The following is a 14057-nucleotide window of genomic DNA, read 5'->3' as shown; positions in this document are numbered from 1 at the left end:
GGCCGTGTCTCCCCTCACCGGCCGCGCACCCGGCCACCACCCCCGCCCCGAAAGGCCCGCCGTGGACACCCCGCCCGAGTGCACGCACTGGATTGGCCCCGACCGCCGGTACTGCCGCGCCCTCGACGGGATCAACCCGTACCTCACGGGCCTCCGGTGCCCGGCTCACACCCCGTCCGCTCTGCGCGGGGTGCCGGAGCCGCCGCCGGGGCCCGGGTGGCCGGCCGGGGCCTGGTCCACCCCGTCCCCCCAGAGCGCCAGCGCGCTCTTCGACCAGCGGGCGGTCGCCTCCGGCAAGCGCCGAGCCTCCGCCCACACCTACCGAGCAGCCCAACAAGCCCTTCGCGAGAGGAAGTCATGAGCACCATGAAGCCCACCGTCGAGGAGAGCGGGCCGGTCGTCCGCCCGTTCGCCGCGTTCCTCCAGGAGCAGTCCGGCGGCCAGCTCCACACCGAGCTGTCCACCCGGCTGCACGAGCTCATCGAGGCCGTCCGCGAGACCGGCAAGGCCGGGACCGTCGCGCTGAAGATCGACGTCAAGCCGATCGCGGGCACCGACGGCCGGACCGTCACGGTCACCGACACCGTCACCTCGAAGGTCCCGCGCACCGAGCGCCCGAAGAGCATTTTCTTCGTCGACGACACCGGCAACCTCAGCCGGACCGACCCGCGTCAGCCCGTCCTCACCGGCCTCCGCGAGGTCGAGCCCACCCCCGCCCCCACCCAGCTCAGGAGCGCCCAGTAATGCAGACCGACCTCCAGCCCGTCATCGACGCCGCCATGCGCTCGGCCAAGCCCGCCGAGCTCGCCCCTGGCAAGGTGTACAGCCTCGTCACCCCGGACGGCCGAGCGCACCGGATCGACCTCACCGGACCCGAGTTCACCGGCATCCCGGCCCGGAAGTCCGGAACCACTGTGGTCCGCGACGTCGACAGCTTCCTCGCCTACTTCGACAAGCACGGCGACTTCGCCTCCGAGGTGTACGCGGACGTCGAGAACCGAACCATCACCGCGGTACTGGACGCCCACGAAACCGAGACCCCCCGGTGGGGCGGACACCGCCTGGAGCTCCGCCTCCGGCCCACCTCCGCCTGGTCCGCGTGGATGCACGCGGACAACAAGCTGATGAGCCAAAGCCAGTTCGCTGAGCACATCGAGGACAACCTCGTGGACCTGGTCGAACCGGACTCCGCGACGATGCTGGAACTCGCCCAGTCCATGGAGGTGTCCACCTCCGCCGAGTTCCAGTCGTCCCAGCGGCTCGACTCCGGCGCCCGGAAGTTCTCCTACATCGAGGAGCAGACCGGGAAGGCCGGCCACAAGGGCGACATCACCATCCCGGCGACCCTCATCCTCGCGCTGCGGCCCTTCGAGGGCAGCGAGGCGTACAGGGTCACCGCCCGCTTCAAGTACCGCCTGGACCGCCAGGAAGGCGCGCTGAAGCTCGGCTTCAAGATCGAGCGCCCCGCCGACATCCTTGCGTCCGCCTTCGAGGACATCCGAACGCTGGTCGCTGACGGCATCCCGGAGCACATCGCTGTGCTGAACGGCGCCCCGGCCCGCTCGTAGCTGATTCCCCCCACGGTGCGGCCGGACCTTCCCGGCCGGCCGCACCCCGCACCACCCACGAGAGGCACCACCTAATGGCCTGGGTCCGGCTGTCAGACGACTTCTACGACCACCCCAAGTTCCAGCGGGTTGGCGCGCTGGGGGTTGCCCTGTGGGCTGAAGGGCTGGCCTGGTCCAACCGAAACCTGACCGATGGGCGCATCCCGAGGAACGTGGCTCGCAGGCTGATCGACTTCGAGGACGTCGTCGACATGGTCGCCGCCACCCTCGGTAACGCCGTTACTAACGGGGGCGGTAACCCGGCCGGTAATTCGGAGAATCACGCCGTCGCTGCGTCCGCACTGCGACAGAGCACGATCACCGGACTCGTCGACGCCAAGCTGTGGCTGGAGGCCCCCGACGGCTACGTCATCCACGACTACCTCGACTACCAGAAGTCGGCCGAGCAGATCCACGCCGAGCGCGACAAAAACGCCGCACGTCAGAGGGCATTCAAGGAGCGCCGGAAGCGCACCAGCACCCCGCCCCCGCGACCCGATAGCGCCCCTGCTGACGACAGCGGTAACGAAGCAAGTAACGCCACCAGTAACGCCGTTACCGACACCGATACTCACGGGCCGGTAACGGATGCTCCCAACCCCAACCCCAATACCTCTCTCTCTTACGAGAGAGAGGGAGATAGTCCGGGATCCGAGATCCCCGACGACCCCCCCACCCGGGACGACATCGAGCAGGCATGTACCGCCCTCGCCGACGCCATTGAAGCGAACGGCAGCAAACGCCCCACCGTCAGCAAGACGTGGCGCCGCGAGGCCCGCCTCCTCATCGACAAGGACGGCCGAACCCTCGACCAAGTCCTCGCCGCCATCGCCTGGTGCCAGGCGGACACCTTCTGGCGAGGCAACGTCCTCTCCATGCCGAAGCTGCGCGAGAAATACGACCAGCTCCGCCTCGCCGCTCAGCGGGAGCAACAGGGCCAACGGCCCGCAGGCCCGGCCGCCGGCCCCGGCTACGACCCCGCCAGTGGAACCGACCTCTTCGACCGCGCCATGGAGCGCGCGAAGGCCCGAGACGCAGTCGCCGAGGGAGGCGCATCGTGAACAGCCAGGAAGCAATCCTCATCGCGAAGTACGTTGCCAGCGTCTGCCCGCAGCAGCGCTTCAACGAGCACACCCCCGACGTCTGGGGCGACATCCTCGCCCCGTACACCGTGGACGATGCCCGCGCCGCGGTCATCGCCGTTGCCGCACGCCAGCCCTTCGTTGCCCCCGCTGAGATCGTCACCGAGATCAAGGCCCGTCGCGAGGAGCGCATCGAGCTCGCGCACGTCGTCTACGACGGCAACCCGTCGGAGACCGGTGCCGAGTCCGCCGCGTCCCGCCGCGCCCTCGTCCGGGCCGCCGCTGACGGCTACCTCCAACCCCGCAGCGCCTCGGCATCCCTCGGCACCGCCGAGCGCCTGGCCCTCCCGCCCGGCACCCAGACCGACGACGAGACCCCCGGACCGTACGCCGCCCGCATCGCCGCCGCCCGCGCCGCCATCGGCAAGAGCGTGCCCAAGGTCGGCGCCGGCGTCGTCGCGCCCCGCAGCATCCCTTGCCGGATCTGCCAGGCCCGCCCCGGCAACAGCTGCGAGGTACGCGGCCGCCGCATGCGGGACGTCCACCCCGCCCGCCTCGAAGACGCCCGCCGCCGTGCGGCCGGCCTCCCGCCGATCGACCCCGCCGACGCACTGGCCGCCGAGGAGCGCATCCGGGCCGCCACCGCGGCTCTCGCCGCCACCCCGTCCGCACCGACTGAAGAGGACTCCGCCTGATGCGTACCGCCCGCTTCCCCCAGCTCGCCCTCCGCTGCTCCTGGTGCCTCGCACCCCAGGGCGAGCTCTGCTCGAACCGCGCCACCGGGAAGGTCTGGCGCGTCCGCACGCACGACGTCCGCCGCCTCGACTGGGTGATCGCCACCGCCACGTGCACCGCCTGCACCGCCGCCCCACAGAGCCCGTGCTTCGCCGTCGCTGGAGGCGTCCGCATCCCGCTCAAGGCCCCGCACCCCGAGCGCATCACCGCCGCCGACCAGGCCCACACCGCCACCCACAGGACACCGCCATGGCCCCACCAGCCGCCCACTGCCCCACCTGCCGCCGCCCGATCCGCTGGACCCGCACCGAGGCCGGCCGACCTCTTGCCGTCGATCCCGGCCCAGACCCGACCGGGAACACCGCGGTCTGGCGCGACGGCACCGGCGCCCTCCGGTCCCGCCGCCCCTCCGCCGAACTCCCGCTGACCGGGTGGGAGCGACTGCACATGCCGCACGTCGCCACCTGCCCCACCCACCAGCCCGAGACCCCGCTCCCCGCCGGAGTCACCCGACTCTCCGACCTCCGACGAAGGAAGAACCGATGACCGAACTGCCCCACGACCCGTACATCACCGCAGTGGTCGATGCGCTCACCGGCGCCGGACTGGAACCGAGCTCCTGGTGGACCTCGGACGCCGAGACCGACCCCTACGAGACCGGCCCCGACGCGGGCTGCACCACCATGCTGTCCGCGGTCATCCGCTGGGACGCCGACGAGGACGACGAGACCGGGCTGGACGGCCTGTTCCTGTTCTGGGAGCACCCCGCCGAGCAGTGGCAGTACGCCCTGCCGGACAGCGGCGGCGGGAACACCCCGCCCGAGCTCCTTACACGTCTCGGGCGGTACTCCGACCCGGTCGCCGTCGCCGCTACCGCCCGCGCGCTCCTCACCGACACGCCGCTCCCCAAGGGCTACGCCCCGTACTGGCACCCCGCCGACGCCGTCCGCCGAGCCGTCGAAGCATGGACCAACACCCCCCGATAGATCCCCACCGCGGAACCGGTTCGCTCCGGTTCCGCGCGCACGAGAACAGGAAGATCAACATGGCACTGCCCACCATGACCGGCGTCGGACGCCTCACCGCGGACCCGGAGCTCCGCTTCACCTCGTCCTCGAAGGCCGTCGCCTCGATCCCGCTCGCTTTCAACTCGCGCCGGCTGAACCAGCAGACCCAACAGTGGGAGGACGGCGACGTCCTGTACGTGCGTGGCACGGCCTGGGAGCGCCTGGCGGAGCACGCCGCGGAGAGCCTGGAGAAGGGGATGGAGGTCGTCGTCACCGGGGAGCTCCGGACGGAGTCCTGGGAGAAGGACGGGGCCAAGCACGAGCGGACGGCTCTGCTGATCCGCAGCATCGCCCCGTCGCTGGCCTTCGCCACGGCGAAGGTCACGAAGGTCACGTCCGGCGCCTCGGGCCCTCAGCAGGGCGCCCAGCAGCGCGGGCAGGCCCAGCAGGGCCGCCCGCAGACGTCCCGCCCGACCCAGCCGCCGGCCGACGACCCCTGGGCGGTCGACGCGGCCAAGGGCTACAGCAACGAGCCCCCGTTCTGATGGCCGCGATCCTCCGGCTCCCCGGCGGCGCGCGAGACGCGTCCGAGATCGTCGAGGCCCTCCTCGTCGCCGCCGCTGCCCGCGACACCACCGCTGCCGCGCTCGCCGCGCGGTGGCGTCAGATCGCCGACGACATCGGCGACGCCCTCGACCAACTGCCGGTCCCGGCCGGCGCACAACACGACTGATCACCCGTACGACCGGACTTGGGGTCCTACCAGAGGGCCCGCCCCCGGCACCACCGCCAGGAGCAGAACCATGTTCGGACTCACCACCCGCCGCCGCCTCCGCGACGAGGTCGACGCGCACCTCCACACGATCCGCCGCCTCGTCTCCACCGAGAGCCAGGCCGAGGAATCCCGACGGCTCCTCCACGAGGAGATCGACGCCCACATCGTCGCCATCTGCGCCCGCCGCACCGCCGAGGACACCCTCGCCGCGCACCAGGCCGCCGCCGCCGAAGTCCGGCCCGTCGAGCACTCCGACGAACTCTGGTCCCTCATCGACTGGACCCTCTGGGGCTCCGGCCTGGGCGACACCTTCCGCGAGCGCCTGGCCGACACCTTCCTCCAGGCCATCACCCCCGACGACCACGCCCAGGCGCTGGAGCTCATCCGGTGGTGGACGGAGGACCGCGGCCGCGAGCCGCTCGGCCGGCGCCGGTACGAAGACCTGAACCGCCGGCTCTCCCGCGCGCTGGACAACGTGGTGCGCTGGCGGAAGGCCGCCCACGACGAGAAGGCCATCACCCGCCGCCTCGCCGACCAGCTCCTCAGCTCGGCCTCCGGCCAGTCCACCGCGGCCCGCCGCGCCCTCGGCCTCTCCGACCTCGCCCCCTGGGAGCGCGCCGTCGAAGGGCTCAACGCCCTGGTGGACGCTTCGATCCCGGTCCACATCGAGCCAGACGGCCACATCAGCAACCCGACCGGCGACGAACACATCGAATGGGACCAGACCGCCAAGCGCTGGCGCCTCGTCCACGACGAGGACGACCTCGACACCGCCACGATGGACGGCACCCGATGATCCCCGAGGCCGACATCGTCGCGCTCCTCCGTCAGGGCCTCTCCAACTCGGCCATCAGGCGCGAGCTCCGGTGCGACAAAGACCGGGTCGCTCGCCTCCGCGCCCACCACAACATCCCGCCCGTCCAGCTCCAGCCCCTCACCCTCGAACAGAAGTGGGCGACGAAGACGGTTCCGCTCGCCGGGGGACACGTCGACTGGACCGGCTCCCGGGGCAGCGCAGGCACGCCCGTTCTCGCCTACCGGGCGAAGCTGCACACCGCGGCCTCAGTCGCGTTCCGCATCAGGACCGGCCGCGACCCGGTGGGCTACGTCCGGCCCGAATGCGGCCGTGAGCACTGCGTGGCCCCCGACCACGTCGAGGACGAGCCCGGACGACAGGCGGTGCGCGAGCAGCTCCGGTACCTGACCGGCGGGACCGCACGCCCCGGCCGGTGCGTGCACGGCCACGACCAGGCCGTCCACGGCAAGTACGAGTCGGACGGGACGGCGTACTGCGGGCTGTGCAAGGCAGAGCAGCGCGCGGCGTGCCGGGCCCGAGAGACCGAGGTTGAGCACTGCCCGTGAGTGACACGTGCGGGGTGTGCAACCGGCCGCTCCTCGACGCCGAGTCGAGGGCGGCCGGCATCGGCCCCACCTGCGCCAAGAAGTTCCACAGCGGCCCCCGCACCGCCGGGTCGCATCAACTCACCTTCGAGGAACACGACATGACCGATCCGAAGCCCACCGGCCGCTGCGGCAACGACCCGCGCACCGTCCTCAGCCCTGGTGACCAGGCCGCTGTCGCCCAGTTCACGGCGTACCTCACCCGGCGACGCCGAGCCTTCCCCGCCGTCGAGGAGCCGGAGACCGAGGAGCAGCGCGCGGACCGGGAAGAGACCGAGCGCGCCCACGAGGCCGGTGACCACGAGTACTGCGGGCCCACCTGCGAGGTCGAGTTCCCCAGCGACCTGCTCCGCAACACCATCCTGTACGCCGCCCTGCCCGGCTCGGCACGCATGCTCGACGAACTGCTGCGCCGAGCCGATGTCGAGGCCAAGCAGGAAGCCGAGCGCTTCAAGGCGGACTACCTCGCCGCGTGCAAGACGATCGCCGAGATGCACGAGGCTGCCACCGGTCGCACGGGCATGGGGCCGATCCGCGGCGTCGTCGAGGACATCGCCGACATGCGCACCCGCGCCGACGACGCCGAGAAGGAGCGCTACGGCCTCAGCCGGGCGCTGCACCTCCTCCGGTCCGGCATGACCCGCGTCAAGGGCAATGACTTCGCCGCCGAGTACGTGGTCTCCCTGATCGACGAGACCGTGGCGCAGTGCACCGGAACCGTGATGGAGCCGTGTGACTCCGACGAGCAGCACGCCCGCGCCGTACAGGCGGAGGCCGCGATCAAGCGCACCGTCGCCGCGATGCGGGCCTTCACCGTCGCCTCCGGAAGTGCCGGCGTGGACCCGCACCAGGTGATCGGCCTTCTCTCTCTGCCCCGGCCCGACCGCGACCACGAAGCACCAGCCCCGCCTCCGCCCGCGTGACTCTCGCCCGCCTCGCCCCCGTCCTGCTGCTCCTCTCTGGCGACCTGGCCCTCGTGGTCCTGCTGATCGGCGAGGAGCGGCGGGACCGGCGCACACGCCCACACCGGCCCACACGGCCACCCACAACAGGAGTCCGGCAGTCCCCGTACGGCCCCCCGTAACGCCGCCGCTGAATCTGAAGGAGCACGACGTGCGAGAACGCCCCACCGTGACCATTCCGCGCAGCTGGCTGGTCGTCATCACCATCTGCACCACGATCAGCTTCACCGCCCACATGTTCGTCCTGGCGACGAGCTGAGCATGCAGAAGGGGCGCACCCACAACGTCTGTCCAGGACGGGTGCGCCCCCGGTGATCACCAGGCTACGACCACGCACACCGGAGCGCCCGATGACCACCACCACCCACTCCACTGCCACCGAGCGCCACCTCTTCACCATCGCCCGAGACTGGCGCGACCTCCGCGACGCCCTCGCCACCCGCGGCACCACCTGGCCCCCCACCATGGGCATCGGCCTGCTCTCCGCCCACCAGTCCGACGACGAAGCCGAGGCCGCCACCTGGCGCGCAGAAGCGTTGCGCTCGCTGGAGCGCAGCCCGGACCAGCCCGGGTGGACGGCCGCACCCCTCCGCCTTGACGTCCTTGACACCATGGTCACCGTCGAGGCCGGCCTCCTGGAGCTCACCGACCAGACCGCCGCCGCGATCCAGCACGCGCCGATCACCCCGGCCCCGCCCCGCCGGTCCTGGCCGGAGGACCCGCGGGCTCGTCGTACGGCGGAGGCCGACGACCGCCGCCGCAACCAGCTCGCCCTCCGCCAGGGGAAGGACCCGCGGAGGTGGCGGTACACCGGGGCCCAGCGCACCGCATCCCTCGCCGCCCTCTGGCTCCTCGCCCGCACCCAGGGCGTCCGCGGCCCCTGGCGCCCCCTCACCGAGGCGGAGAAGCAACGCATCGACGCGGTCGCGCGCACGTCCGCCGGCCTCGTCGAGCGCGCCCTCGACACCGCCGACGGACGGGTTCGCCTCGCCGCACCCTGCCCGGAGTGCGGCGGGCCCCTAGACCTCCACGGCGGAGGCGGCACCGCGCCCGCCGCCCGCTGTACGCAATGTGGACGGATGTGGGTACAAACGTGCTCGTAAAGCGTCAGCACCGTGATACGGCCAGCAAGTTGCGCCATTCGATAGTCCATGCAGCCCGGGACATTTCGGATGAACTCTCGGGAAAAGGGATTATCCCGTCACAAAGTTACTTGATTACAGCGCCCACAAAGAGACCCCGTCTTCAAGAGGAGGTCGAAAGCTTCGAGATGTAGCGCTAAGGTGTTCAACTAGCTTATCCCGAAGGGGCGTTGAGCCGACGTACCGAGCCTGGCTACACAAGCGATGGATTAGGAACCTTAGAATCGAGGAAATTTATGCAGGTCGAATGGTGGGCAATCATAGCAACTACCCTGACGGCAATTCTGGGCGCACCCGCAGCGGCATACATTCAGGGCCGAATAGTCAACGGCAAGCCGATTTTGGAGTATCAGTGGCTGAAAAACACTGCACTGCTGGCCGCACCCCTTGGAGGCGATAGCGCGCTTTCTATTCGACACCAGGAAACCGCACTAAGAAATCCACGCATCATTGACGTTTCGATCCGCAATGCCGGAAAGAAAGAGATCACGGAATCATCTTTCCATGCAGGAAATCCTATTGAGATTTCGTTTGACGACAGTACGATCGTCGAGGTAAAGGGAGTTGTTACGCGGCCCGCCGACCGCCCGCAGCCGATATGGACCTTGTCCCCCGATAACAAGAAGCTTCTGATCCAGCCCTGTCTGATCGCGGGCGCGCAGGAGTCGGTCTTTTCGATTATCGCGGACGGAGAGGGGGACGAAAGCAAATTCAGGCTCATTTCCCCCATCGTCGGAGCCGAGGCCAAGCACGTCCCAGTCGCAGAAGAAAACCCCCGACGAGGACTGGTCCCAATATCAGTCGTTTTGGTACTAAGCGTTTGCCTTGCCGCATGCCTTGCCCTAATTGTGACACTGACTATCGTCGACAATAAGAATGTTGATGACTATAACAAGCTTATTGATGATTACAATTCACAGGTCGACGATTATGAGCGACTAAATAGTTGCATAGCAGAAGCAGCGGACAACGACGAAAAGCCGACTGAACACTGCAGCGATCTGCGATAGAACCAGATGCAATTTCGATTTTCTCCTCCGTCGCCGATCAGCGAATAATTCCTCAGCAGCGAAGGCCAGGCACACCACCGTCCTTCATGGATACCGTGGTGTCGGTTGCAAGTTTTCTCCTGCGGTGCGCCATTTGCTACTCATCGCCCCGAGGGAAGCTTCGTTCTTGACCCCCTCGCAGGGCCCGGCACCACCGGCATGGCCACAGTCGTCGACCTATGCCACGACCGCCGGGGAGCGCTTGGCCGCCGCCTGACCGATCGCCTGCCGACACATCTGCGCCCCGCCCGGCAACCTGGGCGGGGCGCAGATGCGTGCGGTCAGACGCCGCCCTCGCCGTCCAGGTCGGTGCGCTTCCCCTGCGTCATGCCGCCTTGCCGCGCCGCCCAGTAGGCGTCGAACCAGGCGACCGGGTACTCCGGCCGGGTACTGCCGGGCCGGTATACCGGGGCCGGCCACTTCTCCGCCGGCGTGCTGGCCAGCCGGTGGATCAGTGATCGGCTCCGGCCGACCCGCTCTGCCAACTTCGGGATCGTCATGGACTCCGCCTCCTGCTCAGGGCCCTCGGGCGTCTCGGGCATGGGGTCATCCTCTCGAAGAAGTGTGGACATTGTCCACACTTCTCGCTACGGTCGTACTCGCACCAATGGAACGGCCCCGGTCAGCGCTAGTGACGCTGGCCGGGGCCTGCCATCCCCTGCTTTCTCAGGAGGACAGCCATGCGCGATCGTAGCCGCGCCCCTCTCTCCCTCGCCTCGGACCCCGACATGGACGCGGCCCTCGCCGCCGCCCGCACCGCCCTCGACAACCCCACCCGCGTCCTGATGGCCGCCATCGGGGCCGCCCTGATGACGACCCGGCCCACGCTCGCGATGCGGGAGGCCACCCGCCTCGCCTACGCCAGCCGCGTCTCGTCCACTGTCCACGGCTTCGGGACCTCGCGCGCCGCCACCGCGAACGCCCTGCTGCTCCGCCACATGCCCCGGGTCGACAACCCGCGCCCGCCCGCGCCCATCACCCGCGCCGAGTACGGCATGCGACTCCTCAAGAAGGCCGGCACCGAGGCGGTGGCCGCCGCCGCGCGCTGGGCCGCCGCCGAACGCGTCGCCGAGCTTCACCGCCAGGCCGCCGCCGACTACTCCAACGCCCAGGCCGCCCGCAACGCGCACTCCACCCGCGCGGCCATGTGCATCCTCACCGCCGCCACCCCGACCCACGGGGGAGCAGCGTGACGCTGCACCAGGTCCTCGTCCTGGCGGCCGGCCACCCCTGGCTGGCCGCCGGGCTCGCCTTCACCGTGCTGGTCGTCGCGGTCGGAACCCTCTGGCTCCTCGTCCGCGCTGTCCGCCGCCTCGACCTCCCGCCCGCGCCCGTGGTTGTCGCAGGGCTCGGCGCCGCCGTCTGCACCGCGTACAGCGCGGACACCTCCTGGCGGTTCGCCGAGGACCACCTCGGCATGAGCAACCCGCGCGAACGCGCCGTGATGTTCGCGGCCGGGGAGCTCGCGCTCTTCGCCTGCGCCTTCATGGCGCGCGCGAACAAGGGCGCCACCACCACGGAGGAGACTGCCGGCACCGCTGGTGTGCCGGGCGTACTCGTCTGGTGCATCACCGGCATCCAGATCGTTCCCGCGTTCTCCGAGTCGGGCGTCTGGGGCGGCATCGTCCGCGCGGCTTTCGGCCCCATCGCGGCCGGCCTGCTCTGGCACCTCGCCATGGGCCTGGAGATCCAGGTGGTCCGGCCCGGCGCCCTGTCCACCGGTCTGCCCGCGCTCGTCGGCCGGGAGCTCCGCGAGCGCCTGCTGTCCCGGCTCGGCCTCGCGGTTCGGGACCGTACCGCGGAGCAGATCACGCGGGACCGGGCCACTGTCCGCGCGGTGCGCCTGGCCGCGCTCCTCGAACTCCGGCCGACCGGGTGGCGTGCGGCTGGTCGTCGCCGCCGCCTGGCCGCCGCCGTCGCCCGCTCCGGCGCTGGCACGGACGAGGAGCAGCGGCACCGGCTACTCCAGCAGCTCACCGCCCGACGTACCTCCGGCCAGCTCGCGACCGTACCCGTGGCCTCACCGTGGACGGGTACCCCCGTACCCGGGCCCCCGTCCCCGACACCCCTTGCGGTCGGCACTGCCCCCGAGGCACCCGGTCCCGAGCGGCCCGCCCTCGCCCCCGTACCCGAGCAGGCACCCTGCGCTGAGCTGGATCTCGACGTCACGACGACCGCCCTGGTGCACCCGGACGCGCAGTGCCGGGTACCCGTACTCGCCGCCGCAGGTACCCGTACCCCGCAGGTACACGTGCGGGTCGCGGACGGCACCTTCCTGGAGTCCCTTCGGTTCCCCCAGCCCGACCCGGAGCACTCGGCCGTACCCGACCACGAGGTACCCGTACCCGGTGTACACGAGGTACCCGTACCCGAGCCGGTCGGCGTACCCGACGAGGACGACGACGGCGTACCCGAGGGGGACCGGGACGTACCCGACCCGGACCCGCTGATCGCGGCGGCCCGCGCCGAGTACGGCGACCGGGTGCCCGGGATCCGCCCCCTCAGGGCCCGGTACGGCATCGGCCAGGACCGCGCCCAGCGCATCCGCGACGCCCTCACTCCCGAAGGAGCGACCGCCCCGTGACGAAGCGTCCGATCACCCCGATCACCCCGACCCGGATCATCCCGGCCGGCGCCCCGCTCCCCGACCGCGGCCCGCTCTCGGGAGAGATCCCGCCGTGGCGCATCCCGGGGCCCGCCGCCCCGCCGGTCCCGCCCCCGCCGCCGATCACCACCGTGCCCCCGCCCGCCCCGGCACCCGCGCCGCTGCCCGCACCTCAGGTGCACGTGCACGTCGTCATGGCGTACGAGCCCGAGCCGGAGCCGACCCGCCGCCAACGCCTCTGGGCGTGGGTGCGGACCATCGGCAAGCCCTGGCAGCTCGGCGGCGCGATCGGCCTGACGTTCCTGCCGCTCCTCGGCGGGGACAGCATCGCCACGTTGTGGGCCAGCTGCGTCACCGAAGCCCGTGCCGAGGCAGGCCAGGGCGCCGCCTACACCCTCGCGTGCACCCCGCTCGCCATCGCCGTCGTTCGCGTCACCACCGGCGGCGGCACCGTCCTGCGCCTGCTGCTCCTCGCCGTCTCGATCGTCGGCCTCGCCGGAGCCATCAACCTCTACGACCCCGTCACCTGGATCACCGGAGTACACCCGTGAACACCGCCCAGACCGGAGCCACCCTCGCCGGGTGCGCCCTCGCCCTCGCCATCCTCGGCCTCCAGCTCCGCAAGTGGTGGGTCGGCGGCCGGGCCATCAAGGACCTGATCCCCACCGTCCAGGGCTTCATCACCGGCGCCCTCGGCACCGCATGCGCGGGCGGCCTCGCCGGATGGCTCGCCGGTTGCACCCGACAAGTCGCCTCCGGCGTCGGAGGAAAGATCGTCTCCGGTTCCACCGGTACCGACGCCGGCGCGTCGATCGCCTCCGGGTCCATCGGCACCCTCAGCTCCGAAGGCGGCGTCGTGGTCTTCCTCGTGATGGTGCTCCTCGTCGCGACGTACAAGGCCGCGCCGAAGGAGGAGAAGGGCAAGTTGCTCGGCGCACTCGCCTCCGGATTCGTCCTCTGCGCCACCGCAGGCATCGCCGGGATGCTGTCCGGCCTGCCCGACCTCGCGAACAACCTGGGCACGAGCGCCGGGAACATCCTGGCAGGCGCCCTGTGAACCGCCCCGCGAAGAAGACGGACGACGGCACCAAAGCGCAGCGCGCCGCCCGCACCCTCACCGCCGGGCAGCAGCAGCTCCTCCGCAACCTCACCGACCGCGCGTCCGCGTGGGTCCGCGCCGGCCGCCGCGACGACCTCGAAGGCGTGGCCGCGATCCTCGGGTGCGTGCTGCGCCTCGCGGTCCTCGCCGTCGGCGGGTACCTCGGGTGGCGGCTCCTCCGGCACTGGCCGATCCTCCTCTGGGCCGCCGTCCCCGCCTGGTGCTGGGCCGCCATCCGGGCGATCCCCGCCGAGGAGCCCACGCTGACCGAGGAGACCGCGGCCCAACGCGAGCAGCTCCTCGCCCTGATCCGGACCCTCATCGCCGACCGCCCCGGCGTGCACCTCGCGACCCTGCTGGAGCACCTCCAGCAGCACGGCCACGGAGAGGGCTGGACGGTCGCTCTCCTGCGCACCCGGCTGCCGCTCCTCGGGGTGCCGGTCCGCCGGTCCGTGAAGGTGGCCAGGAAGGTGGCGTACGGGGTGCACCGTGACGACCTCCCGGGCACCGGCGCAGCACCCTCCCCGGCCGAGGGCGAGCAGCAGGCCGCGTGACGGCTACCAACCCCGTCTACCTGCGGGTCTACCACCGCA

At 70.9% G+C, this 14057-nt stretch carries 20 protein-coding genes; 18 read left to right on the top strand and 2 right to left on the bottom strand.

Annotation, left to right across the window (positions count from 1 at the left end):
• Positions 1 to 165: 165 nt before the first annotated feature.
• Positions 166 to 297 carry a hypothetical protein gene (locus ACFWEP_RS06355; protein ID WP_387366412.1) on the bottom strand — a complete coding sequence of 44 codons (132 nt, stop codon included), beginning with the start codon at positions 295 to 297 and terminating at the stop codon, positions 166 to 168.
• A gap of 60 nt (positions 298 to 357) precedes the next feature.
• Between ACFWEP_RS06355 and ACFWEP_RS06350 the strand changes: the two genes are divergently transcribed.
• The 13 genes from ACFWEP_RS06350 to ACFWEP_RS06290 all read left to right on the top strand — a co-directional run bounded on the left by ACFWEP_RS06350 (position 358) and on the right by ACFWEP_RS06290 (position 9721).
• Positions 358 to 744, top strand: coding sequence for a hypothetical protein (locus ACFWEP_RS06350; protein ID WP_387366410.1), 387 nt, complete (start codon positions 358 to 360; stop codon positions 742 to 744).
• Positions 744 to 1568: a DUF2303 family protein gene (locus ACFWEP_RS06345; protein WP_387366407.1), complete on the top strand. Its 825-nt coding sequence runs from the start codon at positions 744 to 746 to the stop codon at positions 1566 to 1568. The genes ACFWEP_RS06350 and ACFWEP_RS06345 overlap by 1 nt, the downstream gene beginning before the upstream one ends.
• 74 nt (positions 1569 to 1642) lie before the next feature.
• Positions 1643 to 2668 carry a hypothetical protein gene (locus tag ACFWEP_RS06340; RefSeq protein WP_387366404.1) on the top strand — a complete coding sequence of 342 codons (1026 nt, stop codon included), beginning with the start codon at positions 1643 to 1645 and terminating at the stop codon, positions 2666 to 2668.
• Positions 2665 to 3384 (top strand): hypothetical protein, encoded by a 720-nt coding sequence (locus ACFWEP_RS06335; protein ID WP_387366401.1) that lies wholly within the window; start codon positions 2665 to 2667, stop codon positions 3382 to 3384. The genes ACFWEP_RS06340 and ACFWEP_RS06335 overlap by 4 nt, the downstream gene beginning before the upstream one ends.
• Before the next feature lie 289 nt (positions 3385 to 3673).
• Positions 3674 to 3970 carry a hypothetical protein gene (locus ACFWEP_RS06330; protein ID WP_387366398.1) on the top strand — a complete coding sequence of 99 codons (297 nt, stop codon included), beginning with the start codon at positions 3674 to 3676 and terminating at the stop codon, positions 3968 to 3970.
• Entirely contained in the window at positions 3967 to 4410 is a 444-nt protein-coding gene (locus ACFWEP_RS06325) for a hypothetical protein (protein WP_387366395.1), read from the top strand. Before ACFWEP_RS06330 ends, ACFWEP_RS06325 begins: the two co-directional genes overlap by 4 nt.
• Before the next feature lie 59 nt (positions 4411 to 4469).
• Positions 4470 to 4976, top strand: a complete 507-nt coding sequence (gene ssb, locus ACFWEP_RS06320; protein WP_387366392.1) for a single-stranded DNA-binding protein — start codon at positions 4470 to 4472, stop codon at positions 4974 to 4976.
• On the top strand, positions 4976 to 5164 hold the full coding sequence (locus ACFWEP_RS06315) for a hypothetical protein (RefSeq protein WP_387366389.1): 189 nt from the start codon (positions 4976 to 4978) through the stop codon (positions 5162 to 5164). The genes ssb and ACFWEP_RS06315 overlap by 1 nt, the downstream gene beginning before the upstream one ends.
• A gap of 70 nt (positions 5165 to 5234) precedes the next feature.
• Positions 5235 to 6002, top strand: a complete 768-nt coding sequence (locus ACFWEP_RS06310) for a hypothetical protein (RefSeq protein ID WP_387366386.1) — start codon at positions 5235 to 5237, stop codon at positions 6000 to 6002.
• Positions 5999 to 6568 (top strand): hypothetical protein, encoded by a 570-nt coding sequence (locus ACFWEP_RS06305; RefSeq protein WP_387366383.1) that lies wholly within the window; start codon positions 5999 to 6001, stop codon positions 6566 to 6568. The genes ACFWEP_RS06310 and ACFWEP_RS06305 overlap by 4 nt, the downstream gene beginning before the upstream one ends.
• Positions 6565 to 7530, top strand: a complete 966-nt coding sequence (locus ACFWEP_RS06300) for a DUF6011 domain-containing protein (RefSeq protein WP_387366380.1) — start codon at positions 6565 to 6567, stop codon at positions 7528 to 7530. Before ACFWEP_RS06305 ends, ACFWEP_RS06300 begins: the two co-directional genes overlap by 4 nt.
• 389 nt (positions 7531 to 7919) lie before the next feature.
• Positions 7920 to 8672 carry a hypothetical protein gene (locus ACFWEP_RS06295; RefSeq protein WP_387366377.1) on the top strand — a complete coding sequence of 251 codons (753 nt, stop codon included), beginning with the start codon at positions 7920 to 7922 and terminating at the stop codon, positions 8670 to 8672.
• A gap of 275 nt (positions 8673 to 8947) precedes the next feature.
• Positions 8948 to 9721: a hypothetical protein gene (locus tag ACFWEP_RS06290; RefSeq protein WP_387366374.1), complete on the top strand. Its 774-nt coding sequence runs from the start codon at positions 8948 to 8950 to the stop codon at positions 9719 to 9721.
• A gap of 320 nt (positions 9722 to 10041) precedes the next feature.
• Here the strand turns inward: ACFWEP_RS06290 and ACFWEP_RS06285 are convergent, their stop codons facing one another.
• Positions 10042 to 10302, bottom strand: coding sequence for a hypothetical protein (locus ACFWEP_RS06285; RefSeq protein WP_387366371.1), 261 nt, complete (start codon positions 10300 to 10302; stop codon positions 10042 to 10044).
• A 138-nt stretch (positions 10303 to 10440) separates the two neighbouring features.
• Here ACFWEP_RS06285 and ACFWEP_RS06280 point away from each other — a divergent pair, with 138 nt between their 5' ends.
• Genes ACFWEP_RS06280 through ACFWEP_RS06260 form a run of 5 tightly spaced genes read left to right on the top strand, consistent with a single transcriptional unit; the run spans position 10441 to position 14018 of the window.
• Positions 10441 to 10953, top strand: a complete 513-nt coding sequence (locus ACFWEP_RS06280) for a hypothetical protein (protein WP_387366368.1) — start codon at positions 10441 to 10443, stop codon at positions 10951 to 10953.
• A complete protein-coding gene (locus tag ACFWEP_RS06275) occupies positions 10950 to 12344 on the top strand; it encodes a hypothetical protein (protein ID WP_387366366.1) in 1395 nt (464 codons plus the stop codon). Before ACFWEP_RS06280 ends, ACFWEP_RS06275 begins: the two co-directional genes overlap by 4 nt.
• The gene (locus ACFWEP_RS06270) at positions 12341 to 12916 is read left to right on the top strand and encodes a hypothetical protein (RefSeq protein WP_387366363.1); all 576 of its coding nucleotides are present in this window, start codon (positions 12341 to 12343) and stop codon (positions 12914 to 12916) included. Before ACFWEP_RS06275 ends, ACFWEP_RS06270 begins: the two co-directional genes overlap by 4 nt.
• Positions 12913 to 13422, top strand: a complete 510-nt coding sequence (locus ACFWEP_RS06265) for a hypothetical protein (RefSeq protein ID WP_387366360.1) — start codon at positions 12913 to 12915, stop codon at positions 13420 to 13422. Before ACFWEP_RS06270 ends, ACFWEP_RS06265 begins: the two co-directional genes overlap by 4 nt.
• Positions 13419 to 14018, top strand: coding sequence for a hypothetical protein (locus ACFWEP_RS06260; RefSeq protein WP_387366357.1), 600 nt, complete (start codon positions 13419 to 13421; stop codon positions 14016 to 14018). The genes ACFWEP_RS06265 and ACFWEP_RS06260 overlap by 4 nt, the downstream gene beginning before the upstream one ends.
• Positions 14019 to 14057: the final 39 nt, after the last annotated feature.

It is taken from the genome of Streptomyces sp. NPDC060198, assembly GCF_042728415.1.
Lineage (GTDB): Bacteria > Actinomycetota > Actinomycetes > Streptomycetales > Streptomycetaceae > Streptomyces.
This window is presented reverse-complemented; position numbering and strand designations above follow the sequence as displayed.

Coding starts and splice junctions, on each gene's coding strand:
- ACFWEP_RS06310 (WP_387366386.1), top strand. CDS start 5,235: ATGTTCGGACTCACCACCCGCCGCCGCCTCCGCGACGAGGTCGACGCG.
- ssb (WP_387366392.1), top strand. CDS start 4,470: ATGGCACTGCCCACCATGACCGGCGTCGGACGCCTCACCGCGGACCCG.
- ACFWEP_RS06325 (WP_387366395.1), top strand. CDS start 3,967: ATGACCGAACTGCCCCACGACCCGTACATCACCGCAGTGGTCGATGCG.
- ACFWEP_RS06350 (WP_387366410.1), top strand. CDS start 358: ATGAGCACCATGAAGCCCACCGTCGAGGAGAGCGGGCCGGTCGTCCGC.
- ACFWEP_RS06315 (WP_387366389.1), top strand. CDS start 4,976: ATGGCCGCGATCCTCCGGCTCCCCGGCGGCGCGCGAGACGCGTCCGAG.
- ACFWEP_RS06340 (WP_387366404.1), top strand. CDS start 1,643: ATGGCCTGGGTCCGGCTGTCAGACGACTTCTACGACCACCCCAAGTTC.
- ACFWEP_RS06295 (WP_387366377.1), top strand. CDS start 7,920: ATGACCACCACCACCCACTCCACTGCCACCGAGCGCCACCTCTTCACC.
- ACFWEP_RS06345 (WP_387366407.1), top strand. CDS start 744: ATGCAGACCGACCTCCAGCCCGTCATCGACGCCGCCATGCGCTCGGCC.
- ACFWEP_RS06305 (WP_387366383.1), top strand. CDS start 5,999: ATGATCCCCGAGGCCGACATCGTCGCGCTCCTCCGTCAGGGCCTCTCC.
- ACFWEP_RS06290 (WP_387366374.1), top strand. CDS start 8,948: ATGCAGGTCGAATGGTGGGCAATCATAGCAACTACCCTGACGGCAATT.
- ACFWEP_RS06330 (WP_387366398.1), top strand. CDS start 3,674: ATGGCCCCACCAGCCGCCCACTGCCCCACCTGCCGCCGCCCGATCCGC.
- ACFWEP_RS06280 (WP_387366368.1), top strand. CDS start 10,441: ATGCGCGATCGTAGCCGCGCCCCTCTCTCCCTCGCCTCGGACCCCGAC.
- ACFWEP_RS06285 (WP_387366371.1), bottom strand. CDS start 10,302: ATGCCCGAGACGCCCGAGGGCCCTGAGCAGGAGGCGGAGTCCATGACG.